The following is a 24,669-nucleotide window of genomic DNA, read 5'->3' as shown; positions in this document are numbered from 1 at the left end:
CAGCCTCAGACCATGTTGGCAGTCGTCCTGGCGCTCCTTGCGGGCCCGCAAAGCTGTATCGAGGTGCAGCAGCAGTGCCGTGCCTGCGCGACCGGGGCAGGCCGGCAGCAATGCTCCAACATCGGCATTGCGTGTCAGCCGGTGCGGCGGATCTGCCGTGCCCCCGACAAGCAAGTCCGGCAGGCCCCGGCGGCGGGTCCGAAGGAGCATGCGGAGCGGCGCTGAGCAGCCGTTTGCGGCGGAGCCTCCCCGCTCAAGACCATGGCGCCCGTCCGCGCGCTTTCTCCTCGCGCCCGAGGCCCGGCTGTTCTATCGGGCTGCCATGCCAGTTTCCGCCAAGATCTGCGGCCTCTCGACGCCCGCAACCCTCGACGCGGCAGTGGCCGGCGGGGCGAGCCATGTCGGGTTCGTGTTCTTCGCGCCCTCCCCCCGCAACGTCGGGCTGGACCTCGCCGCCGGGCTTGCCGCGCGGGTGCCGGCGCAGGTGCGGCGCGTGGGCGTGTTCGTCGATCCCGACGACGCGCTGCTCGACGCGGCCGTGGCGGCAGGGCGACTCGAGTCGATCCAGCTGCACAAGACGGCGCCCGAACGGGTGGCGGCGATCCGCAGCCGCCTGCGCCGGGACACCTGGGCGGCGGTGGCGGTGAAGACCCGCGCCGACCTGGACGCCGCGCGCAGCTATGCCGGGGCGGCGGATCGCATCCTCTATGACGCGAAGACGCCGCCGGGCGCGGCACTGCCGGGCGGCATGGGACTTCGCTTCGACTGGGCGTTGCTCGACGGCTTCCGGCATCCGCTGCCCTGGGCATTGTCGGGTGGGCTCGATCCGGCGAACGTGGCCGAGGCGATCGCGCGCACCGGCGCGCCGCTAGTAGACGTCTCGTCGGGGGTCGAGGAGGCGCCTGGCGTAAAGGATCCGGCGCGGATCGGCGCCTTCTTGGGGGCGGTCACCCGCGTCTAAGGGCGGGTCGCGCGCGAAAGGGGTTGAGGGCGTCCCCGCCGCTGCTAAAGCCGACCCCATGAACGCGCCCAACACCTTCCGCGCCCAGCCCGACGAACGCGGCCATTTCGGCCAGTTCGGCGGCCGCTATGTCGCCGAGACGCTGATGCCGCTGATCCTCGACCTGGAGCGCGAATATCGCGCCGCCAAGGCTGATCCGGCGTTCCAGGCCCAGTTCGACGATCTGCTCGAACATTATGTCGGACGGCCGAGCCCGCTCTACTATGCCGAGCGCCTCACCGAGACGCTGCGCGAAAGCGCGGCACCGGGCATGGGCGCGCAGATCTGGTTCAAGCGCGACGAGCTCAACCACACGGGCGCGCACAAGATCAACAACTGCATCGGCCAGATCCTGCTGGCGATGCGGATGGGCAAGACGCGCATCATCGCAGAGACCGGCGCGGGCCAGCACGGCGTCGCGACCGCGACCGTGTGCGCGCGCTTCGGCCTGCCCTGCACCATCTTCATGGGCGCCAAGGACGTCGAGCGGCAGCAGCCCAACGTATTTCGCATGAAGCTGCTGGGCGCCGAGGTGCGGCCGGTGGCGAGCGGCGCGGCGACGCTCAAGGACGCGATGAACGAGGCGCTGCGCGACTGGGTCGCGAACGTCCACGACACCTTCTACATCATCGGCACCGCCGCCGGCCCCCACCCCTATCCGGAGCTGGTGCGCGACTTCCAGTCGGTGATCGGGCGCGAGGCGCGCGCGCAGATGCTGTCGCGCATCAACCGGCTGCCCGACCTGTTGGTGGCGGCGATCGGTGGCGGATCGAACGCGATCGGGCTGTTCCACCCGTTCCTGGACGACGCCGACGTGGCGATGCTCGGCATCGAGGCGGCCGGCCATGGCCTGGACAAGCAGCATGCGGCCAGCCTTGCGGGCGGCGCGCCGGGCATCCTCCACGGCAACAAGACCTACCTGCTGCAGGACGAGGACGGCCAGATTGCGGAAGCGCATTCGATCTCGGCCGGGCTCGACTATCCGGGCATCGGGCCGGAGCACAGCTGGCTGCACGAGATCGGCCGCGTGAAATACGAGGCAGTGACGGACGTGGAAGCGCTCGACGCCTTCCAGCTGCTGTGCCGGACCGAGGGCATCATCCCCGCGCTCGAGCCTTCGCACGCGATCGCAGCGGTGTCGCGCAAAGCACGAGAAATGCGGGAAGATCAGATCATCCTCGCAAACCTGTGCGGGCGCGGCGACAAGGACATCTTCACGGTCGCAGCCGCCCTTGGGGTGGCGATATGAGCCGCATCGCCGAGACCTTCGCGCGCTGTCGCGAGCAAGGCCGCGCGGCGCTCGTCACCTTCGTGACGGCGGGCGACCCCGCCCCCGCAGCGACGGGCGCGATCCTGGACGCGCTGGTCGCAGGCGGCGCCGACGTGATCGAGCTGGGCATGCCGTTCACCGATCCGATGGCGGACGGGCCGGCGATCCAGCTGGCCAACATCCGCAGCCTGGGCGCGGGCACGACTACTGCTGACATCCTGGCGATCGTCCGCGAGTTCCGCAGCCGGCACGCCGACGTGCCGCTGGTGCTGATGGGCTATGCCAACCCGATGGTCCGCCGCGGTGCCGACTGGTTCGCGGAGGCGGCAGCGGATGCGGGCGTGGACGGCGTGATCTGCGTCGACATCCCGCCGGAAGAGGACGACAGCCTGGGCGTGGCGCTGCGCGCGCGCGGCATCGCGCCGATCCGGCTCGCCACCCCCACCACCGACGTGGCGCGATTGCCGGCGGTGCTCGATGGCGCCGGTGGCTTCCTCTACTACGTGTCCGTCGCCGGCATCACCGGCAAGCAGCAGGCGGCCCAGGCGTCGATCGACGCGGCGGTGGCGCGGCTGAAGCAATCGACCGACCTGCCGATCGCGGTGGGCTTCGGCGTCCGCACGCCCGAACAGGCAGCCGCGATCGGCGGCGTGGCCGACGGCGTGGTGGTCGGATCGGCGATCGTGGAGATCGTCGGCGTACACGGCACCGCTGCGGCGGAGCCGGTGCGCACCTATATTCAGTCGCTCGCCGCCGGGCTGGCGAGCGCCCGGAAGGAACTTGCATGAGCTGGATTACCCGCGTTCGCAACGCGCTCCCCTTTGTCGCCCCGCGCCAGACGCCCGACAATCTGTGGCACAAGTGCAAGGGCTGCGGGCAGATGGTCTTCACCAAGGAATTGGAAGAGAACCAATATGTCTGCCCGATGTGCGACCATCACGAGCGCATCGGCCCCAAGGAGCGGTTCGCCTACCTGTTCGACGAGGGCAGCTGCGAGACGCTGCCTAGCCCGACGGTGCCGGAGGACCCGCTCAAGTTCCGCGACTCCAAGCGCTATGCCGACCGGCTGAGGGCGGCGCGCGCCAGCACCGGGGACAGCGACGCCTGGATCAACGCGCTGGGCACCATCGACGGGCACAAGGCCGTGGTGGGCGTGCAGAACTTCGGCTTCATGGGCGGGTCGATGGGCCAGGCCGTGGGCGAGGCGTTCATCGCCGGCGTGGAAAAGGCGATCGAGCAGAACTGCCCGTTCATCGTCTTCACCGCATCGGGCGGCGCGCGCATGCAGGAAGGCATCCTGAGCCTGATGCAGATGCCGCGCACCACGGTGGCGATCGAGATGCTGCACGATGCCGGCCTGCCGTACATCGTCGTGCTGACCGATCCGACCTCAGGCGGCGTGATGGCCGCCTATGCGATGCTGGGCGACGTGCAGATCGCCGAGCCCAAGGCGACGCTGGCGTTTACCGGCCGCCGCGTGATCGAAAGCACGATCCGCGAGAAGCTGCCCGACGATTTCCAGACGTCGGAATATTATCGCGACCACGGCCTGATCGACATGGTCACGCACCGGAAGGAACTGCGCAGCACGCTGGCCGAGCTGATCGACTTCCTGTGCGCGGGCAACAAGCAGGCGGCGTGATCCGCGGGCGCCGGCTCCCCGACACGAGCCGGCGCCACTTCCCCCGCGACGACGCCGCCAGGCGGCGCTAAGGCCGCTGCCATGCCCGACCACGCCCGTTCCGCCGACCCCGCCGTACAGTTCCAGCTCGACCGCCTGATGGCACTCGGCCCAGGGGCCGACGTGCTCGGGCTCGACCGGATCACGCGGCTGCTCGCGCGGCTGGGCGATCCGCAGCAGGCGCTGCCGCCGGTGATCCATGTCGCCGGCACCAACGGCAAGGGATCGACCTGCGCCTTCCTGCGCGCGGCCCTGGAGGCAGCGGGCAAGACCGTCCATGTCTATACCAGCCCACACCTCGTGCGCTTCAACGAACGCATCCGCGTCGCCGGCCGCCTGATCGGCGACGCGGAACTGGCAGCGCTGCTGGCGGAGGTGCTGGATGCGGGCGCGGACATCCGCGCGAGCTTCTTCGAGGTGACGACGGCGGTCGCCTTCCTCGCCTTCACCCGCACGCGGGCGGACGCCTGCATCATCGAGGTCGGGCTTGGCGGGCGGCTAGATGCGACCAACGTGATCCCGGCGCCCGCCGCCACGGCCATCGCGCAGCTGGGCATCGACCATCAGGCGTTCCTGGGCGACACCGCCGAGGCGATCGCGCGGGAGAAGGCGGGTATCGCCAAGCCTGGCGTGCCGCTGATCACCATGGCCTATCCGCCGACCGTGGCAGAGGCGGTCGCAGCGGTGGCGGGCGCGGCCGGTGCGCCGCTCTTCCCGCGCAGCAGCGACTGGTCGTTCCGGGTCGAGAGCGGGCAGCTGTGCTACCGCGATGCGAAGGGCACGCTGGCGACGCCGCTTCCCGCTCTCGCCGGGCCGCACCAGCCGGCCAACCTGGCGCTCGCGATCGCCACGCTGCGCCACCAGACGAGCATCGCCGTTCCCGACAGCGCCTTTGCCGCAGCAGCGCGGGAGGCGCGCTGGCCCGCGCGGATGCAGCGCCTGGCGCGCGGCCCCCTGCTCGCGCTGCTGCCCTCCGGGTCCGAGTTGTGGCTCGACGGCGGGCACAACCCGGCAGCGGCCGACGCGGTGGCGGACACCATCGAGCGGGTCGCGCACGGGCGGCCGATCCACCTGGTGCTCGGGATGCTTGCCAACAAGGATGTCGAGGGGCTGCTCGCGCCCTTCGCCCCTTTCACCGCGAGCCTGACGGCAGTGCCGGTGCCGGGCCACGCGCATCATGCCCCGGTCGCGCTGGTGGAGGCGGCGCACCGCCTTGGCATCACCAGCACCGCAGTCGCTGACGAGGTCCCAACCGCGCTGCGGATGCTGGCGGGCCGTGCCACCGCGGGGGAGCCGCCGGTGGTGCTGGTGCTGGGCTCGCTCTACCTGGCGGGCACGGTTTTGGAGGCGAACGACGAACTGCCGGATTGACGCGCCTTATTGATATTGACTTGCAATAGAGGTCGTACGAACCTGCTGCCACCCCACGCGGCAGGAGACTCGCATGACCACCGCCCAGCCCCTTTTGCATTCCCTGTCCGAGATGCTGCCGCATGGCTGGCCGTCGCATGAGGATCGGCTGCTGCTGCTTTACGGCATCCGCCGCACGGGCGCGAACGGGCTCCACGACGCGGCGGCTGCGCACGCGTACATGACCGCGTTCGGCCGGGAGTTCCGGCGACCCTTGCTGCTGCTGCGCGCGCTGATGGCGGAAGTGTCGAAGACTTCCGCCAACCCGATCCAGATCGCGCCCTGTTGCTGCCCGCGGATGACCGCAGGGGAAGCCGCGCTGGTCGACGTGCTGGGCTCGGTCGAGGCCCAGCCCGAGCGGGCCGAACTGCTGCTGCGCGACCTCTTGGGCGTACGGCATGCAGGCGGGCTGGTCGCGACCGCCCACCTGCTCGCGCTGGCGTTCCGCGACGGCGGGCGGCGGCTCGACTAGGCGGCGGCGGGCGCCTCGTCCGGCACCTTCTCGGTGCCGGGCTGGCGGACGTTCTGGACGACGAAGCCGCGCCGCCACAACAGGCCCAGCAGCAGCAGGCCCGGCAGCGCCACCACCATGGTCAGCAGCCAGAAGCCGACCCAGCCGAGCGCATCGGCGGCCACCCCCGCGGGTGCGGCGAGCCACGTCCGCCCGACCGCAGCGAAGGAGGACAGGAGCGCGAACTGGGTGGCGGTATAGGCCAGGTTGGAGAGACCGGAGAGATAGGTCACGAACACGGTCAGGCCGATGCCGCTCGTCACTTGCTCGGTCGCGACCGCGATCGTCAGCCAGGTCACGGAATGGCCGTGCATGGCGAGGATCGCGAAGGTCAGGTTGCTCAGCATCATCAACACGCCCGAGACGATCAGCGCGCGGCCCATGCCGAGCCAGGCCATGAAGGGCGCGGCGAGCGCGGTGCCGACGATCAGGCCCCAGAAGCCGACCACCTTGTTGATGGCGATGAACTCGGTGTCGGAGAAGCCGAGCTCGACGATCATCGGGTTGAGCATCGCCTGCCCCATCGCGTCGCCGAGCTTGTAGATGAGCACGAACAGCAGGATCAGCACCGCGCCGCGGCGGCGCAGGAACTCACGGAAGGGTCCGACGACGGTGTCGCGCAGCCACTGGCCGTGCGAGCCGTCGCGCACGACGGTGGCGTCGTGGCGGCCGGGCCCGGCGATCAAGGCGCCCAGCATTGCCGGGACGACGCAGAAGGCGGTCAGACCATAGCCCAGCGCCCAGCCGAGCCCCCACCCCTCCGGAGAGGCGATGGCGATGGTGCCGACGCCCGCGATGAGGTTGCCCACGCGATAGCCGAACTGGTTGTTGGCGGTGCCGAAGGGCAGCTCCTCGTCGGAAAGGATCTCGATGCGATAGGCGTCGATGACGATGTCCTGGGTGGCGGACAGGAAGGCCGTCACGATTGCCCAGAAGGCGAAAAGCCCCAGATGCAGTTCCGGCTGGCTGGCCCCCAGCATCCACACGGATACGAACAGGAGCGCCTGGATGAAGAACAGCCAGGCGCGGCGCTGCCCGACCAGCGGCGTGAGCACCGGCAGGCGCAGTCGGTCGATCAGCGGCGCCCAGAGGAACTTGAGCGTGTAGGGCGTGGTGAGCCCGATCGCGAAGCCGATGGTCTTCTTGTCGATGCCGACCTTGGCGAGCCAGAAGCCCATGGTGCCGAGCAACAGCGTGAGCGGGAAGCCGCTGGCGATGCCGAGCAGGAAGGCGACCAGCGGCTTCGGGCGCACATAGGGCGCCATCGCTGCCACGCGGCGCCTGCCTCCGTTGCGCTCGCCGGCGACCTCAACCATTGCACTTCCCTCGAAACGCCGCCCCGGCAGCAAACCGCGCGCACCCTAGCGCCCGCCGCGCGCTTTTGAAGGGGCGCAAATCCGCCTGCCGCAAATCCCACCCATTCGGCTGGGGTTCATCTCCAGAGAGTGATAGAAGCACGGTCGACGGCGAGGTTCCGGACCGGAGCCTCGGAACGTCACCCGTCGTCCCGCGTGTCTTACGGACAGCAACCAAGCACGCGGGACGTCGGGACTACCGTGCGACCGATCCCCCGGCCAACATGCTCAGGCGAGCCTGGCGAAGAGGCTGAAGCTGTTCGGCAGCTTTCGCGGGCTCTTTCCGTCGAGCAGCGTTTCCAGCGCCTCGATCGCGGCGAGCAGGTCGCGCTGGGGATAGGGCTTGGCAAGGCAGCCGAGCGCGAACTCGCGCGCGCCGTCCGGGCAGGCTCCCGTCACGAAGATCACCGGGATGCCGCGCTGCCGGGCCGCGCGGGCGACGTCGATGCCGCTGCCGTCGCTGAGCGAGACGTCCACCAGCACCAGGTCGATCGGGGCGTCGCTGTTCACCACCGAGAGGCCTTCGCTCACCAGATCAGTGGTGGCGACGATCTCGAATCCCGAATCCGCCAGAAGATGTTCGGCGTCGAACGCGACCAGCGGCTCGTCCTCCACGACCAGGATGCGCTGGATCCGCCGCTTCTTCTTGCCAAACAACATCCGCCGCTCGCTTCCCTCTCTTCGGGGTCTGTCCTATAGCGTAGAAACACCCGAACCGATCGAACGATCACCGCCGCCGCACGATTTCGTCGCGCAGGCGTAACAGGATAGCATTTCCCCATCGTGTCGACGTCCAAGACCCAAGAACCGCAGCGAATCGCAAAGCTGCTCGCCCGCGCCGGAGTTGCCTCCCGCCGCGACGTCGAACGGCTGATCGAGGCGCGCCGCGTCGCGCTCGACGGCGTGCCGATCGAAACGCCCGCGACGCTGCTCACCTCGCTGCGCGGCATCACCGTGGATGGCGAGCCGGTGCAGGCCGCCGCCCCCACCCGGCTGTTCCGCTATCACAAGCCTGCGGGCGTGCTGACCGCCGCGCGCGACCCGCATGGCCGGCAGACGATCTACGACCGGATGCCGGGCGACCTGCCGCGGCTGATGCCGGTCGGACGGCTCGACCTCAATACGGAGGGGTTGCTGCTGCTGACGACGGACGGCGAATTGAAGCGCCAGCTGGAGCTGCCGGCGACGGGCGTCGAGCGCACCTATCGCGCGCGCGCCTATGGCGAAGTGAGCCAGGCGCAGCTCGAGGAGCTGATGCTGGGCGTCGAGATCGAGGGCGTGCGCTACGGCCCGATCAACGCCAACATGGAGCGGCGCACCGGCACCAACGTCTGGATCGAGATGACCCTGACGGAGGGCAAAAACCGCGAAGTCCGCCGGGTCCTCGAATATCTGGGGCTGCAGGTCTCGCGCCTGATCCGCACCCGCTATGGCCCCTTCTATCTCGAAGACATGCCGATCGCATCGGTCGACGAGATCCGCCAGCACGACCTCGTCGCCTTCCGCAAGACGCTGAAGGACCGGCCGACCAGCAAGCCCGCGCCCGAGGGCGCCGATCCGGCCGCGCTGAAGCAGTGGCGCCGCGAGCCGTCGCGCGATCGCACCGCGCCGCGCCCGCGTCCGTCGCCGGTGTCCTATGGCGAGCGGGTGGCGCGCGAGGTGCAGCCGCACCCGCAGGCGTTCCGCCGCAACCGCCCGACGCCCGAAGACACGGGCGAGGCACCGCGCGGCAGTGGCTTCGGCAAGCGCGCCGCCGAGCGCGGTCCGCGCCGCAAGGACAGTCTTGCCGGCCGCCGCGACGACGCCGGCGCACCGCGCAGCCCGCGGGGGCAGCGCGCAGCCGCCTTTGCCGACCGCACCGGCCGCAAGCCCGCCGCCGAGCGGGGGGAGCGTCCCGTCGAGGCGGGACGTGGCGACAAGCCCCGCAGCACGCTGTCGGCAGCCTTTGGTGGCGAGCGCCCGGCGCGAGACGACCGGCGACCGCCGCGTACCGATCGTGCGGAACGGCCGCAGCGGGGCGAGCGTCCGCAGCGCGCGGATGGGCCGCGTAGCGCATTCGGGAAGCCGCGCTCCGGGGAGTTCGGTGCCGGTGCGCCCCGTGGTGAGGCCGGCCGCGGGCCGCGCGGCGAAGGTCCGCGTACCCCGCGCCCCGACGGTCCGCGGCCGCCGCGCGGGGATGGCCCGCGCGGACCTCGCCGAGACGAACCACGCACGCCGCGCGGTGACGCACCGCGCGCGCCGCGGGGCGATGGTCCCGCCCGGCCGCCGCGGGGCGGACGGCCCGGCAGCCCTCCCAAGGGTCGCCGCTGATGCGGATCATTTCCGGGCAATGGCGCGGGCGCCCGATCGCCGCGCCCAAGGGTGAGGCGACCCGCCCGACCGCGGACCGCACGCGCGAGGCGCTGTTTTCCATGCTGGCGAGCCGGGTCGGCAGCTTCGAGGGGCTGGCGGTCGCGGACCTGTTCGCGGGCTCGGGCGCGCTCGGGCTCGAGGCGTTGTCGCGCGGCGCGGCGTCGTGCCTGTTCGTGGAACAGGACCGGCACGCGCTCGACGCGCTGCGCGCCAATGTCGAGAAGCTCGGCGCCCGGGGCGCGCAGGTGCGGGCCCAGTCGGTGCTGGCGCTGGGGCCGACCGCGACGCCGCTCGACCTGGTGATGATGGACCCGCCCTATGCGAGCGGGGCCGGCTGGGTGGCGGCCGACAAGCTCGCGCGGCTCGGCTGGATCGGACCTGCGACCTGGGTGAGCGTCGAGACCGGGCGCACCGAGGATGCCGATGCCGCCGGCTTTGTGATCGATGCCGAGCGCGTCTACGGCAAGGGCAAGCTCACTTTGCTGCGCCGCGCGGAACCAGCCACAGACCCCCAAGACTGAACAGCCCGGCCATGGCGAGGTAGAGCCCAACCGGGGTGAGCCCGCCCGCCTGGGCGAATGCCTCGGCCGCCATCGGCGTCACCGCGCCGCCGATCACGCCGCCCACGTTGAACGCCATCGACGCGCCGGTGTAGCGCACCCGCGGCGGGAACAGGCCCGGCAGCCAGGCGCCGAGCGGGCCGTAGACGAAGCCCATTGCGAACAGCGCGATCGCGAGCCACGCGGTGACGGCCGCGATCGTGCCACCGCCCATCAGCGGCTGCATCAGCAGGCCGGCGATCACCACCCCGCCGCAGCCGAACGCCAGCACCCGGCCGGTGCTGCTGCGATCCGCCCACCAGCCGGCAAGCGCGATGCCGGCGGCCATGAACAGGATCGCGAACAGCTGCATCGAGAGGAAAGTCTCGCGCGGGAAGCCAAGGCGGGTGGTGCCGTGGCCGAGCGCGAACGCGGTGGCGATATAGTAGAGCGCGAAGCAGGCGACCGCCCCGAAGGTGCCGGCGAGCGTCCCGCGCAGGTGACTGCGGAAGAGTTCGGCGATCGGCACGGAGGCGGGTGCCTCGTGTTCCAGGGCGGCACGGAACTCGGCGGTCTCGGTGAGCTTCAGGCGCACCCACAGGCCGAGCCCCACCAGCAGCGCGCTGGCGAGGAACGGCAGCCGCCAGCCCCAGCTGCGGAACGCGGCTTCGTCCAGGCCGAGGCCGAGCAGCAGGAACAGGCCGTTGGCCGCGAGGAAACCGACCGGTGCGCCCAGCTGAGGCACCGATCCGAAGCGGCCGGCCCAGCCCTTGGGCGCATTCTCCACCGCCAGCAGCGCCGCCCCGCCCCACTCGCCGCCGAGCCCCAGCCCCTGGGCAAACCGCAGCACGCACAACAGGAATGGCGCGAGCAGACCGACCTGGCCGTAGGTGGGCAGGAAGGCGATCGCGAGGGTCGAGCCGCCCATCAGCATCAGCGAGGCGACCAGCGTCGACTTGCGGCCCATGCGGTCGCCGAAGTGGCCGAACAGCGCCGCGCCGAGCGGGCGGGCGAGGAACGCGAGGCCGAGGCTGGCGTAGCTCAGCATCAGCCGGGCCGACTCGGATTCGGCCGGGAAGAACAGCGTCGGGAAGACCAGCGCCGCCGCGGTCGCATAGATGTAGAAGTCGTAGAACTCGACCGAGGTGCCGACGAGGCTCGCGAGCAGAATGCGGCGGCTGGAGGGGCCACCGGCTGCGGGCAGAACGGCGGCCGGGATCGGAACGGCGGCGGAGGATCGAGCGGTCATGCGCGCTGGTTGGCGGGGCGGTTGAGAGAGGTCAACCTACCCGCGCATCTTTGTTGCCGACGAAGCCGGCGCCGGAGCAGTATCCTTGCGCCTTAAACACCGTCAACGAGGGGAGAGGAATCCGGCATCTTCCCCTGTCGTGCTCCTGCGGAGGCAGGAGCCCGGGGTTTCGAGGACCACGTTTCGTTGTTCTGCTTGGCCCTGAATCCCTGCCTGCGCAGGGATATGGCAGCTGCCACGGCGTCTCTTGCACCATTTCAAAGCGGCCGGAGACGCATGGTCTACGGCACCGCTCAAGCCTTGCCCCGGCGGGCTTCGTTCCCTAGCTGTTCGCGCATGACCGTGCCGCAGACGACCCCCTCGCCCCAGGACCCGCCGTACCTGCGTGGCCTCAACGAACCGCAGCGCGAGGCGGTGCTGACGAGCGAGGGGCCGGTGCTGGTTCTGGCGGGTGCGGGCACGGGCAAGACCGCGGCGCTGACGGCGCGGCTGGCGCACCTGCTCTACACGCGCAAGGCGTGGCCGTCGGAGATCCTGTCGGTCACCTTCACCAACAAGGCCGCGCGCGAGATGCGCGAGCGCGTCGGGCGGCTGGTCGGCGACGCGGTCGAGGGCATGCCGTGGCTCGGCACCTTCCACGCGATCGGCGCGAAGATGCTGCGCCGCCATGCCGAGCTGGTGGGGCTGCAGTCGAACTTCACCATCCTCGACACCGACGACCAATTGCGGCTGATGAAGCAGCTGATCGTGGCGGCGAACCTGGACGAGAAGCGCTTCCCGGCTCGCCAGCTCGCCGGCGTGATCGACAGCTGGAAGAACAAGGGGATGACGCCCGCCGACGTCGATGCGGGCGAGAGCGAGCGCTTCGCCAACGGACGCGGCGGCGAGCTGTACCAGCAGTATCAGGACCGGCTCAAAGCGGTGAACGCCTGCGACTTCGGCGACCTGCTGCTGCACGTGCTGACCATCCTGCGCACCCATCGCGACGTGCTGGAGCAGTATCAGCAGCGCTTCCGCTACATCATGGTGGACGAGTATCAGGACACCAACTCGGTCCAGTATCTGTGGCTGCGGCTGCTGGCGCAGGAGCGCAAAAACATCTGCTGCGTCGGCGACGACGACCAGTCGATCTATTCGTGGCGCGGCGCGCAGGTGGAGAACATCCTGCGCTTCGAACGCGACTTCCCCGGCGCCAAGGTGATCCGGCTGGAGCAGAATTATCGCTCCACGCCGCACATCCTGGGCGCGGCCGGCGGCGTCATCGCCAACAACAGCGGGCGGCTGGGCAAGCAGCTGTGGACCGAGCTCGACGCGGGCGAGAAGGTGCGCGTGATCGGCGTCTGGGACGGCCCGGAGGAAGCGCGTCGCGTCGGCGAGGAGATGGAGGCGTGCCGCCGCTCGGGCAAATCCTATGACGAGATGGCGATCCTGGTGCGCGCCCAGCACCAGACCCGCGAGTTCGAGGACCGCTTCATCGCGATCGGCCTTCCCTACCGCATCGTCGGTGGCCAGCGCTTCTACGAGCGCATGGAGATCCGCGATGCGATCGCCTACCTCCGCGTGGTCAACCAGCCGGCCGACGACCTGGCGTTCGAGCGCATCGTCAACGTGCCGAAGCGCGGGCTGGGCGACAAGGCGGTGTCGACCGTCCACCGCTATGCGCGTGCGACCGGCAGCCCGTTAATGACGGCGGCGGCGCGCATCCTCGATACCGACGAACTGACCGGCGCGGCGCGCAAGTCGCTCGGCCGGCTGGTCGGCGACATTGCCCGCTGGCGCGACATGGCGCGCGACCTGCCCCACCCCGAACTCGCACGCCAGCTGCTCGACGAGAGCGGCTATACGGCGATGTGGCAGGCGGAGAAGTCGGCCGAGGCCGCCGGGCGGCTGGAGAACCTCAACGAACTCGTCCGCGCGATGGAGGAGTACGACAGCCTGGGCGCGTTCCTGGAGCATGTCAGCCTGGTGATGGACAATGAAGGGTCCGCGCAGGAGCCGCAGGTCACCATCATGACGATCCACGCCGCCAAGGGGCTAGAGTTCGACACGGTGTTCCTGGCCGGGTGGGAGGAAGGGCTGTTCCCCTCGCAACGCTCGCTGGACGAAGGCGGGCTCGCGAGCCTGGAGGAGGAACGCCGCCTCGCCTATGTGGCGATCACCCGCGCCCGCCGGCTGGCGGTGATCCTGCACGCGGCCAACCGCCGCATCTATGGCCAGTGGACCTCCTCGCTCCCCAGCCGCTTCGTCGGCGAATTGCCGGCCGAGCATATCGACGCCGAGACCACCATGGCGGGCGGCGAGAGCCTGTGGCGCGCGAACTGGTCCGAGCGGGCCGATCCCTTTGCCGACGTGAACCGCGGCACCGGGCGCGGGCCGGGCTGGCAGCGGGCGGCGAGCAGCGGATCCACCTTCACCCGCGACGCCCCGCGCGTGATCGAGAGCCGCGCGAGTGCGGTGAGCCTAGGCAACAAGGGCCGCAGCGACGTGAGCCTGGGCCTACGCGTATTCCACCAGAAGTTCGGCTATGGCACCATCGCCGCGATCGAGGGAAACAAGCTGGAGATCGACTTCGAGACCGGCGGGCGCAAGCGCGTGCTCGACAGCTTCGTGACGGTCGGCTGAGCGGCGCCTGGGACGGCGTCGGCGCTGTCGCTCCGCTTCCCTGCACGGCCGGCCGCGTTGGCGCTTTGAACCGATCGGCGTGCCCTTGCGTTCAGGCATCTGTTGCGCTGCAACAATTGCCCGATCACGGCTTGGAGCCCGCATGCGATACCCGACCCGACGTGAGATCGTCGCCACTGCCGGCCTGGCAGCGCTTTTCGGCGGTCCCTTTGCAGCAATGGCGCGCAGGACGCAGAGCCCGGCCCAGCCATTTTCCTGGGAAGCATTGCAGGAGCGGGCCGCCACCCTTGCCCGCCAGCCCTATCGCGCGCCTGAGCGCGTCGCAGCGGCAGCGGCGATCGACTATGATGCGGTAGGCTCGATCCGGTATCGGCCTGAAGAGACGCTGGCGGGCGGCATCCGCCTGTTTCCGCTCGGCCGCTATGCGCCCACGCCGGTCAAGATCCACATCGTCGAGAACGGCCAGGCGCGCGCGGTCCCCTTCTCGCGCGACCTGTTCCAGGCGGTGTCCGGCCACGCGCCGCCGCTCGGCATCGCCGGTTTCCGGGCGATGGAGCCCGGCAAAGAAAGCGACTGGATGGCGTTCCAGGGCGCGTCCTATTTCCGCACGGCTGGGTCGCAGGACCAATATGGCCTGTCGGCGCGCGGGATCGCGATCAACACCGGCATCTCCGGACGCGAAGAGTTTCCGGACTTCACCGAGTTCTGGATCGAGCGTACCGGTGGGGACGCCTACACCGTCTATGCGCTGATGGACGGCGCCAGCGTGACGGGGGCGTATCGCATCGCCAGCCGCCACCAGAACGGCGTGCAGCAGGACGTGTCGGCGGTGCTGCACCTGCGCCGCGACGTCGAGCGGCTGGGCATCGCGCCCGCCACCAGCATGTTCTGGTATGGCGAGGGCAACCGCGGCGCGGCCGTCGACTGGCGCCCGGAGATCCACGACTCCGACGGCCTCGCACTGCTGACCGGACGCGGCGAGCGCATCTGGCGCCCGCTCGTCAATCCGCCGCACGAGACGCTCGACAGCTTCGCCGACGAAAACCCGCGCGGCTTCGGCCTGCTCCAGCGCGACCGCACCTTCGACCATTACCAGGACGATGGCGCCTTCTACGACCGCCGCCCCAGCCTGTGGGTCGAGCCTCGCGGCCAGTGGGGCCGCGGCAACGTGGTGCTGTTCGCCTTTCCGACCGCCGCCGAGACGGTCGACAACATCGTCTCCTTCTGGGTGCCGGCAGAGGCGCCCAAGGCCGGGCAGCGGCTGCAGTTCGACTATGGCCTGCGCTGGGGATCGGACGATCCGACGCTGGCCCAGGCGACCGCGCATGTGGTCGACAGCTGGACCGGCGTCGCCGGCCGCCCCGGAGACGCGCCGACCAAGGGCGCGCGCAAGCTGGTCGTCGACTTCGAGGGCGCCGGTCTTGCCGGTCTCGACCGGTCGAGCGGGGTCTCGGCGGCGATCGACGTCGCGCGCGGCAAGCTGATCGCCAGCGCCGCCTATCCGGTGGTGGGACAGAAGAACCGCTGGCGCATCACTGCCGACATCGCGCCCGAAGCGAACGGCCCGGCGGACGTGCGGCTGTTCCTGAAGCGGGGCGACCGTGCGCTGAGCGAGACGCTGCTGTTTCCGGTGTTCAACGGGTGAAGCAGCCTGCTCGCCTCCCGGCAGAGGCCCCCATCGACATGCCGGTCCAGCAGTTCGACGGGCCGCCGCCGCCGCGTCGCATTCCCGAGCCCTGGTCCGGGCCCAGCGAAGACGGCGGCGACGTGCTCGCGCGGCGCGTGCTGCTGGTGCTGCTCACCGCGATGCTGGCGACCGCCGCATCGACGGCGCTCAAGGAGTCGCTGGTCGCGGATGGCTGGAGCATCACCGACGCAGTGCTGCTGGGCATCTTCTTTCCCCTGTTCGCGCTGATCTCGTTCGGCTTCGTCAATGCGTCGATCGGCTTCCTGCTGCTGATCACCGGCCTGCGCCCCGGTTTCATGCCGACGCCGCGCTGGTCGTCGCCGCTGAAGGGGCGCACCGCCATCCTGATGCCGGTCCACAACGAGGACGTGGCGGCTGTCTACGCCCGCATCGCCCACATGGCCGAGGCGATCGCCCAGGGCGGCATGGCCAAGCACTTCGACTTCTTCATCCTGAGCGATTCCGCGCCCGAGGCGGAGGCGGAGGAAGTCGCGGCATGGCGGGCGCTGGCGCAGCAGCTCGACTGCGCGCTCTACTATCGCCGGCGGACGCAGAACATCGGCCGGAAACCGGGCAACGTCGCCGAGTGGATCCGGCGGTTCGGCGGCGCCTACGACTATATGCTGATGCTGGACGCCGACAGCCTGATGGGCGGCGACACGATCATCGGCATGGCGCAGGTACTCGACCGGCGGCCGGCGGTGGCGCTGCTTCAGACGGTGCCGATGGTGATCGGCGCGACCACGCTGTTCCAGCGCTGGATGCAGTTCGCGAGCCACCTCTACGGCCCGATCTCGACCGCCGGGCTGGTGTGGTGGTCCGGGTCCGAGGCGACCTTCTGGGGCCACAATGCCCTGATCCGGATCGAGGCGTTCGCCGCCTGCTGCGGTCTGCCCGAGCTTCCGGGCGGGCCGCCGTTCGGCGGTACCATCATGAGCCACGACATGGTGGAGGCAGCGCTGCTGCGGCGGCGCGGCTGGCGCGTGCACATGGTGCTGACGGACGCGACTTTCGAGGAATATCCGCCGACGCTGATCGACGCGGCGGTGCGCGACCGGCGCTGGGCGCAGGGCAACATCCAGCACCTGCGGCTGCTCGGCGCCTCCGGCTTCCACTGGATCAACCGGCTGCAACTTTTGCTGGGCGCTTCTGCCTATCTCGCCTCGCCGCTCTGGCTGCTGCTGATCCTGACCAGCATCGTCCAGGCGCTGGCGGGCGAGCCGAGCCTGATGAACCGAAGCACCTCCGCCGTGGTGCTGGCGGTGACGCTGCTGCTGCTGTTCGGGCCCAAGCTGCTGAGCGTGATCTGGGCGACGGCCGACCGCGAGCGGCGAGAGGCGCTGGGCGGGTGGCGGACGATCGGCCGGTCGGTGCTGCTGGACGTGCCGCTCTCGATGCTGGTGGCGCCGGCAATCGCGCTGACCCAGACGATCGACCTCCTCGGCATCGCGGCGGGCAAACGGTCCGCCTGGGATCCGCAGAGCCGCCAGCGCGACGGCCTCGCCATGCGCGACATCCTGCCGCGCTATCGCTGGCACCTGGGGCTGGGAGTGCTGCTGCTGCTGCTCTCGCCGCTGATGCCGGTGACGGCGCTCTGGCTGCTGCCGGTTACGATCGGGCTGCTCCTGTCCCCGCTTGCGGTTCAGTGGACGGCGAGCGCGCGCGCGGGCGCCTGGGCCGCACGGCACGCGATCTTCGAGCCCCGCTATGGAGAGTTGCGGGCGGCGCCGCTCCCCGAGCAGCGCGTGGCCCCCTCTCCTTCCCCGGTCTGACGGCGCCGCTGCACCGTTTTCCGGGCCTGGCGCGTTGCCGCTGCATCAAGAGGAGGTGAGCCATGGAAATCATCCGAATGCCGAGCGGCGAGGTGGCGCCGGGCGACGTCGACTGCATCAGCATCGTCGGGCTTCCGGACGGGCGCTTTGAGCTGTCGGGCGCGGCGCTGGTCGCCTGCGGGGACGGGGACGAGGTGCAGTCGGTGGCGCTGATCGGGCTGCCGCCGTTCGAAACGCGGGAAGCGGCCGAGGACGCGGGGCTCGCCTGGGCGGCGGAGCAGTGCGTCGAGAGCATCTATGTGACGGACGTGGAGTTCTGCGTGCGGCCATAGCCGCCGCGGGCGTCGCTTGCCCCGGAGGTCAAGCGGCGGCCGGCGCTTAGCGGAAAAACAGGAAGTAGAGGATCAGCACCACCGGCAGCGGCACGCCGAGCACCCACAGCAAACAGCCTCGCTTCATCGCTCCATCCCTTTTTTGTTACGCCCAAACAACGTGGCGTCCGCGCTTTGGTTTCCGTCCGGTGCACGCGAGTTCTCCCGTCGGAGAAGAACGATGCACGCCGCGCGGGAACATTCGCGGGGCCGGGGTTGTGCTCGCGCCGCCAGCGTATCGGCGGAACGAAGAGTATGAAGTCCATGCAGAAATTGCTCGCAGGCGCCCTTGGCGCCGTCCTGGCGATGATCGCCCCCGCCGCCTCCGCGCAGGCGCGAACCGATCCCGCCCCGCATGCGCAGGGCCAGCACCAGCAGAGCCGCACGACCGTGCGGACGGTCACCCGCACGACCACGACGACGCGCGGCAACAGCTATGGCAACTGGGACAACCGCTGGGGTACGCGCCCGGGCGCGCCGACCGCGGCCGCCAGAACGACTGGTACCGCCACGTCCGCGCGTGCCAGCAGCGCCACCGCAGCTACAACGCCGGCACCGACAGCTACACGGTGCGCCCTGGCGTGACCCGCCGCTGCACGCTCTGATCCGTGCCGGAGCCGGCCCGCGCGTCCCGGCTCCCCCGGAACCGCCGAGGCGGTCCACCCGTTGGCGCGGCGAACTTCAGGAGAACCGCATGCCGACGCCCCAGGAAATCCAGACCCGCTTCTGGAAGGCGCTGAAATCCGATCGCACGCTGATGCTGGGGATCGACGGCGTCGGCGACGGCCACGCCCAGCCGATGACGGGCCAGACGCTGGACGGCGCGGAGCACGGGCCGATCTGGTTCTTCACCACCAAGGACAATACGCTGGTGAAGGAGATGCGCGAGGGCACCCGCGCCACCGCCCACTTTGCCTCGAAGAACCACGAGGTGTTCGCAAGCATCCACGGCAACCTGGTCGTGGAGCAGGACCGCGCCATGATCGACCGGCTGTGGAACCGCTTCGCCGCCGCGTGGTACGAAGGCGGCAAGGATGATCCCAAGCTGGAGCTGATCCGGCTGGACGCCGAGCACGCGAAGATCTGGCTGGACGAGTCGAGCCTGTTCGCCGGCATCAAGATCCTGCTGGGGGTCGATCCCAAGGCGGATTACGCCGACAAGGTCGCCGACGTCACCCTCGGCTGAACCCCGCCGCTGCCCCGTCCCCCTGCCGCCCGCCCCTCTTTCCCCGCACAAGGAGTTGCCGATGCCGACTGTCGAGACCCGCGACGGTACCAAGCTGTATGTGAAGGACTGGGGCAGCGGGCCCACGGTCGTGCTGATCCACGGCTGGCCGCTGTCGTCGGACAGCTGGGACCCGCAGGCATTCGCGCTCGCCAACGCCGGCTATCGCGTGATCGCCTATGATCGTCGCGGCTTCGGCCGGTCGGAACAGCCCTGGTCGGGCTATGACTATGACACGCTCTCGGACGATCTGGCCGACGTGATGGAGGCCTGCGGCGTCACCTCCGGCGCGACGCTGGTCGGCTTCTCGATGGGGGGCGGCGAGGTCGCGCGCTACATGTCGCGTCACGGGGGCAAGGGTGTGGCAAAGGCGGTGCTGGTCGGCTCCGTCGTGCCCTACATGCTCCAGACCGACGACAATCCGCATGGCGTGCCGCGCGCGCAGCTGGAGGACATCGGCCACCAGATCGAAGCGGACCGTCCGAAGTTCATGGCGAACTTCCTGGACCAGTTCTTCGGCGTCGGCTTCATCACCAGCCCGGTGAGCGAGGAGCGGCTGCACTGGGCGTGGAACCTGACGCAGCAGGCGGGGCTCAAGCCCACCCTCGCCTGCGCCGAGGCGTTCGCCTTCACCGATTTCCGCCCCGACCTGGCCGCGTTCACCGTCCCGACGCTCGTGATCCACGGCACGTCGGACGACACGGTGCCGATCGATGCGACCGGCCGGGCGGCGGCCGCGGCGATCCCCGGCGCGACGCTGATCGAATATGACGGCGCACCCCACGGCCTGTTCGCGACCGATCAGGACCGGCTGACCGACGACCTGCTCGCGTTCCTGGGCGATCCGGTGGCGGCAACCCACGGCGGCACCGTCCTGTGATCGCCGGCGCGCGGCGGGGCTGCCGCCGCGCGTCCGTCGTCCGTAGCGTCGCGACCAGCCTGCAAAGCGTGATTGCCGCCGGCCCCGCCCCCGCATAGAGCCCTGGACATGGCCGCCGCCCAGCACCCGTTCGCGATCCACAACTTCCGCGCCTATTTCCTGGCCCGGCTGTCGACCACCCTTGCGCAGATGTCGATGGTGATCGTCATCGGCTGGCAGGTCTACGACCTTGCCCGCCGGACGATGGACGTGAAGGAAGCGGCGTTCTACCTCGGTCTCATCGGCGTCGCGCAGTTCCTGCCGCTGCTCGCCCTCTCGCTGGTGGCGGGCTGGGTCGCCGATCGGGTCGACCGTCGCTGGATCGCGCGCGGATCGGTGGCGATCGAGGCGGGATGCGCGATCACCCTCGCGGTGGCGAGCTACCACGAGCATGTGACGCTGGAACTGCTGTTCTTCGTGGCGGCGCTGCTGGGCGTGGCGCGCGCCTTTGCCGGCCCCTCGCTCCAGGCGCTTGCCCCCAATCTGGTGCCCAAGGCGATCCTGCCGACGGCGATCGCGATGAGTTCGGTATCGTGGCAGGCGGGCACGGTGCTGGGGCCGACGATGGGCGGCTACCTCTACGCCGCCAACCACTGGCTGCCCTACACCGTGTCGGGCGCGCTGTTCAGCTTCTCGTTCCTGATGCTGTCGCTGATCGGGCGGGTGCCGCACAATTCGGTGCGCGGGACCGCCAATCCCTTCCGCCAGATGCTGGAGGGTCTGTCCTATGTGCGCCAGAACCGGCTGGTGCTGGGGGCGATCTCGCTCGACCTGTTCGCGGTGCTGCTGGGCGGCGCGACCGCGATGCTGCCCGTCTATGCGCGCGACATCCTGAAGGTCGGCGCCGACGGGCTGGGCCACCTGCGCGCGGCACCCGCGGTCGGCGCGATCGCGGTGGCGCTGTGGTTCTCGTGGCGGCCGCTGCGGACCAACGTCGGCGTGAAGATGCTGGCGGCGGTCGCGGTGTTCGGCGGCGCGACGGTTGCCTTCGGCCTCAGCGCGCCGGCGCTGCTGCCGCTGCTCGGCCAATCGGCGGTCGGGCATGACGGTGCGCCCGCGGTGCTGCTGGCGCTCGCGGCGCTGTTCGTGCTGGGCGCCGCCGACATGGTGTCGGTCTATGTGCGCCAGTCGCTGATCCAGCTCTACACCCCCGACGACATGCGCGGCCGGGTGGGCGCGGTGTCGACGCTGTTCATCTCCGGCTCGAACGAACTGGGCGAGGCGGAATCCGGCTTCCTTGCGGCGGCGATCGGCCCCGTGGCCGCGGTTGTGGCAGGCGGCATCGGTGCCATATTGGTGACGGCACTGTGGGCACGCATTTTTCCAGAGCTTCGCAGGGCGCGCACGTTCGAAGCGCCGGCGACGCTGGAATTCACACCCGTCAAGGAGAAGGCAGAATGAAGGCCAACACCATCCTGGACACTATCGGCAAGACGCCGCACATCCGCATCCAGCGGCTGTTCGGAGACGCCGAGGTGTGGATCAAGTCCGAGCGCTCCAACCCCGGCGGGTCGATCAAGGACCGCATCGCGCTCGCGATGGTCGAGGCGGCCGAGGCGTCGGGCGACCTGCAGCCCGGCGGCACCATCATCGAGCCGACCAGCGGCAACACCGGCGTGGGCCTGGCGATGGTCGCGGCGGTGAAGGGCTACAGGCTGATCCTGGTGATGCCGGAGAGCATGTCGATCGAGCGCCGCCGGCTGATGCTGGCCTATGGCGCGACCTTCGACCTCACCCCGCGCGAGAAAGGCATGAAGGGCGCGATCGAGCGCGCGCAGGAGCTGGCCGAGCAGACGCCCGGCGCCTGGATCCCGCAGCAGTTCGAGAACCCCGCCAACGTCGACGTGCATGTCCGCACCACCGCTCAGGAGATCCTGGAGGACTTCGCCGACACGCCGATCGACGTGCTGATCACCGGCGTTGGCACCGGCGGGCACATCACGGGCGTCGCCGAGACGCTCAAGAAGCAGTGGCCGCAGCTCAAGGTCTATGCGGTGGAGCCGGAGCTTTCGCCGGTGATCTCCGGCGGGCAGCCGGGGCCGCACCCGATCCAGGGCATCGGCGCGGGCTTCATCCCGGCCAACCTCCACACCCAGGCGATCGACGGCGTGATCAAGGTCGGTGCGGGCGTCGCCAAGGACATGGCTCGGCGCTCGGCGCACGAGGAAGGCATGCTGGTCGGCATCTCGTCGGGTGCGACGCTGGCGGCGATCCTGCAGAAGCTGCCCGACCTGCCCGACGGGGCAAGGGTGCTGGGCTTCAACTACGACACGGGCGAGCGCTACCTGTCGGTTCCGGATTTCCTGCCGGAAAGCTGAGCGATCGACATGCTGGTGTTCCGCGGCGCGGCGGCGCCTGATTCCTCAGGCGTGCGCGCGCCGCTGGGCACGGGCTCGCGCGTGCTCGACGGGGTGCTCGCAGCCGTGGCGCTGGCGGCGGTGCTGGTGCCCGCATGGGCAGTGACGCATGCGCCGTCGATGCCCTCGCAGGACGGCCGCGCGATGCGGCATGCGGCACCGCGCCGCGTGCTGCCCCCCGCGGAGCTGCCGGCCGTGGAGCCGATCGAGTTCCAGGACATGACCGCGGACGAGGCGCGGGCCTTCAACGCCGGCATCCCGTTTGCCGGCGGCCCCAATCCTGCCGCCCGCCCCTTCCGCTTCAGCGGCGCGGACGAGGACCGGGCGCGGGCGAGCGACTGCCTCGCCGCGGCCGTGCTCTATGAGGCGGGCGACGATCCGGAGGGGCAGAAGGCCGTCGCCCAGGTGGTGCTGAACCGCGTCCGCCATCCGGCCTTTCCCAAGACGGTGTGCGGGGTGGTGTTCCAGGGCTCCGAGCGGACCACCGGCTGCCAATTCACCTTCACCTGCGACGGGGCGCTGGCGCGCTGGTATTCCGAGCCCTTCTGGGAGCGCGCGCGCAAGGTCGCGGACACGGCCCTGGCAGGCGCCGTCTACAGGCCGGTCGGCCATGCCACCCATTATCACACCGACTGGGTGGTGCCGTACTGGAGCTCCAGCCTCGACAAGATCGTGGCGGTCCACACGCATCTGTTCTTCCGCTGGACCGGCTGGTGGGGGACCCCGCCCGCGTTCCGCTTCACCGCCACGGGCAGCGAACCGCGCGTGACCCAGCTGGCGGCGCACTTCGACGCGCACAAGCTGCCGGAGGTGCTGGCGGCGGAAACCCAGGCACTGGCGATGCAGAAGGCGATGGCGCTGCCGGATTCTGCGCTGAAGCCATCGGCGGACGACCCCAACACCTTCCTGATCCATGTCGATGCCAAGGATGCGGCGAGCTTCCCGATTCTGGCGGACCGCGCCTGCGGCGAGCGCCCCTATTGCAAGTTCATGGGCTGGACCGACCCGCGCCAGCTGCCGGCGAGCGCGAAGGGCACGCTGTCGCCCCAGCAGCTGACGTCGATGTCGTTCAGCTACCTGCGCGACCGACCGCGCAACCTGGAGCGCGCGCTATGGAACTGCGCGGACTTCCCCCAGCCCAAGCCGCAATGCATGCGCCGCGCACCACAGCCGATCGCCTCCCCGGCCCCGGGCGCAGTGACGGAGGACGGCCCCGCGGGGCTGAGCGGCGTGCGGCGCAAGCCTGCCGCGGAGCCGGCGGCGTCGGTCGCCGCAGCGGCCGCGCCGGTCGCATCGTAGTTTCGCGCCAAAGCAGGCAGCCGCTGGCGAAGGGACGGTGTTGCAGGTCGCCGACTGCGGCGGCTTTCGAGGAGCACCTAGCCAGAACTGCTGTCCGGATGAAGACGGGGGAAACCGCGCCTACGTCGCCGAACGGATAAATGGCGACGTGTGGTTTCGACTTGCCTGGTACGCACCTTCCTGCATCAACGGCACGACGTCGGTCGCATCAGACTCAAGCGCGACTTCTACGTCTTCGGCGTACCCCCACCCGGAGAGTTCGCGACCTGACCGACTGTCGCGAATTATCTGGGCGAGGCGAGGCTTCGCTGCCCTGTAAGCCTCGGCCACCAGGTCGGCCTCTGCATTCAGTGTTCCGCTCAAGCCCGCGATAATGGCGCCCGCTCCGAGCCAATCTTCGACAGCCGGGCGTAGCGTCTGATCCGGCCACCGCTCACCTGCCGGGATCACAACGATCGTTCCATCACCAGCAAGGCGGTTTGCCTCCTCGCGGACCGCACGTGCGTTTCGAAGGCAGCCGCAAATCGTCGGAGTGTCGCCGGTGTTCAGGGACAGCCGGGAGCCATTGGGCGACGGAAGCAGAAGGCGCGCGCCCGACTTGATCTGCTTCAGGCTGACTGGCGAAAGACTGAGCTGCCCCCCGCCGGCGCTTCGCGGTGAGGCCGCGACCGCTCCGAGCCGAGCAGCTTCGGTGTCTGCCGCCGCGGCGTCGCCATATGGGAAGGGGAACACCATCGCGCCGTTCTCGACGGATACGCTGACCGCCGTCGAGAAGGACAATATATCAACGATGATGAACACGTCCGCCGAGGCCTTCCAAGCCTCGATCCCGGACAGACCCCATTCGCAAACCACCTTCGACATCATCGAAGCGATGCCAGAGCGAGGCAGGGTTGCCAATTGGCGAGTCGTTGGCGCTAGCCGCGTTCCTCGGCCTTTCCTCCGGCACCCGGCGAAGGCCGGCGTCCATCTCACCGGGTGCGCCTAGTGCCTGATCAATCCCGGCCTTCGCCGGGATGACGATGATGGGTATCAAGCGTGAACCCGACT

Annotated in this window: 22 protein-coding genes; 18 read left to right on the top strand and 4 right to left on the bottom strand. The window is 70.0% G+C overall.

Going from position 1 to position 24,669, the window contains the following annotated elements:
- Positions 1 to 322: 322 nt before the first annotated feature.
- The 6 genes from EO081_RS05070 to EO081_RS05045 all read left to right on the top strand — a co-directional run bounded on the left by EO081_RS05070 (position 323) and on the right by EO081_RS05045 (position 5,833).
- Complete coding sequence (locus EO081_RS05070) at positions 323 to 961, top strand: phosphoribosylanthranilate isomerase (protein WP_129340800.1); 639 nt, start codon at positions 323 to 325, stop codon at positions 959 to 961.
- Positions 962 to 1,019: 58 nt separating this feature from the next.
- Complete coding sequence (gene trpB / locus EO081_RS05065) at positions 1,020 to 2,249, top strand: tryptophan synthase subunit beta (protein WP_129340799.1); 1,230 nt, start codon at positions 1,020 to 1,022, stop codon at positions 2,247 to 2,249.
- Positions 2,246 to 3,058 carry a tryptophan synthase subunit alpha gene (trpA, locus tag EO081_RS05060; RefSeq protein WP_129340798.1) on the top strand — a complete coding sequence of 271 codons (813 nt, stop codon included), beginning with the start codon at positions 2,246 to 2,248 and terminating at the stop codon, positions 3,056 to 3,058. The genes trpB and trpA overlap by 4 nt, the downstream gene beginning before the upstream one ends.
- On the top strand, positions 3,055 to 3,912 hold the full coding sequence (gene accD, locus EO081_RS05055) for an acetyl-CoA carboxylase, carboxyltransferase subunit beta (RefSeq protein ID WP_129340797.1): 858 nt from the start codon (positions 3,055 to 3,057) through the stop codon (positions 3,910 to 3,912). The genes trpA and accD overlap by 4 nt, the downstream gene beginning before the upstream one ends.
- Before the next feature lie 81 nt (positions 3,913 to 3,993).
- Positions 3,994 to 5,322 carry a bifunctional folylpolyglutamate synthase/dihydrofolate synthase gene (locus EO081_RS05050; RefSeq protein WP_129340796.1) on the top strand — a complete coding sequence of 443 codons (1,329 nt, stop codon included), beginning with the start codon at positions 3,994 to 3,996 and terminating at the stop codon, positions 5,320 to 5,322.
- 73 nt (positions 5,323 to 5,395) lie between these two features.
- Complete coding sequence (locus tag EO081_RS05045; protein WP_129340795.1) at positions 5,396 to 5,833, top strand: DUF6628 family protein; 438 nt, start codon at positions 5,396 to 5,398, stop codon at positions 5,831 to 5,833.
- Here EO081_RS05045 and EO081_RS05040 read toward each other — a convergent pair.
- Positions 5,830 to 7,188 (bottom strand): AmpG family muropeptide MFS transporter, encoded by a 1,359-nt coding sequence (locus tag EO081_RS05040; RefSeq protein WP_129340794.1) that lies wholly within the window; start codon positions 7,186 to 7,188, stop codon positions 5,830 to 5,832. The genes EO081_RS05045 and EO081_RS05040 overlap by 4 nt on opposite strands.
- Positions 7,189 to 7,455: 267 nt before the next feature.
- Positions 7,456 to 7,887 (bottom strand): response regulator, encoded by a 432-nt coding sequence (locus tag EO081_RS05035; protein ID WP_129340793.1) that lies wholly within the window; start codon positions 7,885 to 7,887, stop codon positions 7,456 to 7,458.
- Between the two features lie 123 nt (positions 7,888 to 8,010).
- Here EO081_RS05035 and EO081_RS05030 point away from each other — a divergent pair, with 123 nt between their 5' ends.
- Positions 8,011 to 9,537: a pseudouridine synthase gene (locus EO081_RS05030; RefSeq protein ID WP_240697541.1), complete on the top strand. Its 1,527-nt coding sequence runs from the start codon at positions 8,011 to 8,013 to the stop codon at positions 9,535 to 9,537.
- A complete protein-coding gene (gene rsmD, locus EO081_RS05025) occupies positions 9,537 to 10,100 on the top strand; it encodes a 16S rRNA (guanine(966)-N(2))-methyltransferase RsmD (protein WP_129340791.1) in 564 nt (187 codons plus the stop codon). Before EO081_RS05030 ends, rsmD begins: the two co-directional genes overlap by 1 nt.
- On the opposite strand, the gene EO081_RS05020 is transcribed toward rsmD, so the two are convergent.
- On the bottom strand, positions 10,054 to 11,367 hold the full coding sequence (locus EO081_RS05020; protein WP_129340790.1) for an MFS transporter: 1,314 nt from the start codon (positions 11,365 to 11,367) through the stop codon (positions 10,054 to 10,056). The two genes, rsmD and EO081_RS05020, sit on opposite strands and share 47 nt — an antisense overlap.
- 336 nt (positions 11,368 to 11,703) lie before the next feature.
- Between EO081_RS05020 and EO081_RS05015 the strand changes: the two genes are divergently transcribed.
- From EO081_RS05015 to EO081_RS04970, 10 genes are all read left to right on the top strand, one after another.
- Complete coding sequence (locus tag EO081_RS05015) at positions 11,704 to 13,989, top strand: ATP-dependent helicase (RefSeq protein ID WP_129340789.1); 2,286 nt, start codon at positions 11,704 to 11,706, stop codon at positions 13,987 to 13,989.
- Between the two features lie 142 nt (positions 13,990 to 14,131).
- A complete protein-coding gene (locus tag EO081_RS05010) occupies positions 14,132 to 15,634 on the top strand; it encodes an OpgD/OpgG family glucan biosynthesis protein (RefSeq protein WP_129340788.1) in 1,503 nt (500 codons plus the stop codon).
- Complete coding sequence (gene mdoH / locus EO081_RS05005) at positions 15,631 to 17,448, top strand: glucans biosynthesis glucosyltransferase MdoH (RefSeq protein WP_240697540.1); 1,818 nt, start codon at positions 15,631 to 15,633, stop codon at positions 17,446 to 17,448. The genes EO081_RS05010 and mdoH overlap by 4 nt, the downstream gene beginning before the upstream one ends.
- 62 nt (positions 17,449 to 17,510) lie before the next feature.
- On the top strand, positions 17,511 to 17,780 hold the full coding sequence (locus EO081_RS05000) for a hypothetical protein (protein ID WP_129340787.1): 270 nt from the start codon (positions 17,511 to 17,513) through the stop codon (positions 17,778 to 17,780).
- Between the two features lie 294 nt (positions 17,781 to 18,074).
- Complete coding sequence (locus EO081_RS04995) at positions 18,075 to 18,404, top strand: hypothetical protein (RefSeq protein ID WP_240697539.1); 330 nt, start codon at positions 18,075 to 18,077, stop codon at positions 18,402 to 18,404.
- A 109-nt stretch (positions 18,405 to 18,513) separates the two neighbouring features.
- Entirely contained in the window at positions 18,514 to 19,005 is a 492-nt protein-coding gene (locus EO081_RS04990; protein ID WP_125960111.1) for a pyridoxamine 5'-phosphate oxidase family protein, read from the top strand.
- A gap of 61 nt (positions 19,006 to 19,066) precedes the next feature.
- Complete coding sequence (locus EO081_RS04985; protein WP_129340786.1) at positions 19,067 to 19,924, top strand: alpha/beta fold hydrolase; 858 nt, start codon at positions 19,067 to 19,069, stop codon at positions 19,922 to 19,924.
- 108 nt (positions 19,925 to 20,032) lie between these two features.
- Positions 20,033 to 21,364: an MFS transporter gene (locus EO081_RS04980; RefSeq protein WP_129340785.1), complete on the top strand. Its 1,332-nt coding sequence runs from the start codon at positions 20,033 to 20,035 to the stop codon at positions 21,362 to 21,364.
- A complete protein-coding gene (gene cysK, locus EO081_RS04975; protein ID WP_129340784.1) occupies positions 21,361 to 22,281 on the top strand; it encodes a cysteine synthase A in 921 nt (306 codons plus the stop codon). Before EO081_RS04980 ends, cysK begins: the two co-directional genes overlap by 4 nt.
- A 9-nt stretch (positions 22,282 to 22,290) precedes the next feature.
- A complete protein-coding gene (locus tag EO081_RS04970) occupies positions 22,291 to 23,619 on the top strand; it encodes a cell wall hydrolase (protein WP_240697538.1) in 1,329 nt (442 codons plus the stop codon).
- A gap of 120 nt (positions 23,620 to 23,739) precedes the next feature.
- Here EO081_RS04970 and EO081_RS04965 read toward each other — a convergent pair whose 3' ends face one another.
- Positions 23,740 to 24,486 carry a 2-phosphosulfolactate phosphatase gene (locus EO081_RS04965; protein ID WP_129340783.1) on the bottom strand — a complete coding sequence of 249 codons (747 nt, stop codon included), beginning with the start codon at positions 24,484 to 24,486 and terminating at the stop codon, positions 23,740 to 23,742.
- Between the last annotated feature and the right edge of the window lie 183 nt (positions 24,487 to 24,669).

Source organism: Sphingomonas desiccabilis, assembly GCF_004135605.1.
Classification (GTDB): domain Bacteria; phylum Pseudomonadota; class Alphaproteobacteria; order Sphingomonadales; family Sphingomonadaceae; genus Sphingomonas; species Sphingomonas desiccabilis.
This window is presented reverse-complemented; position numbering and strand designations above follow the sequence as displayed.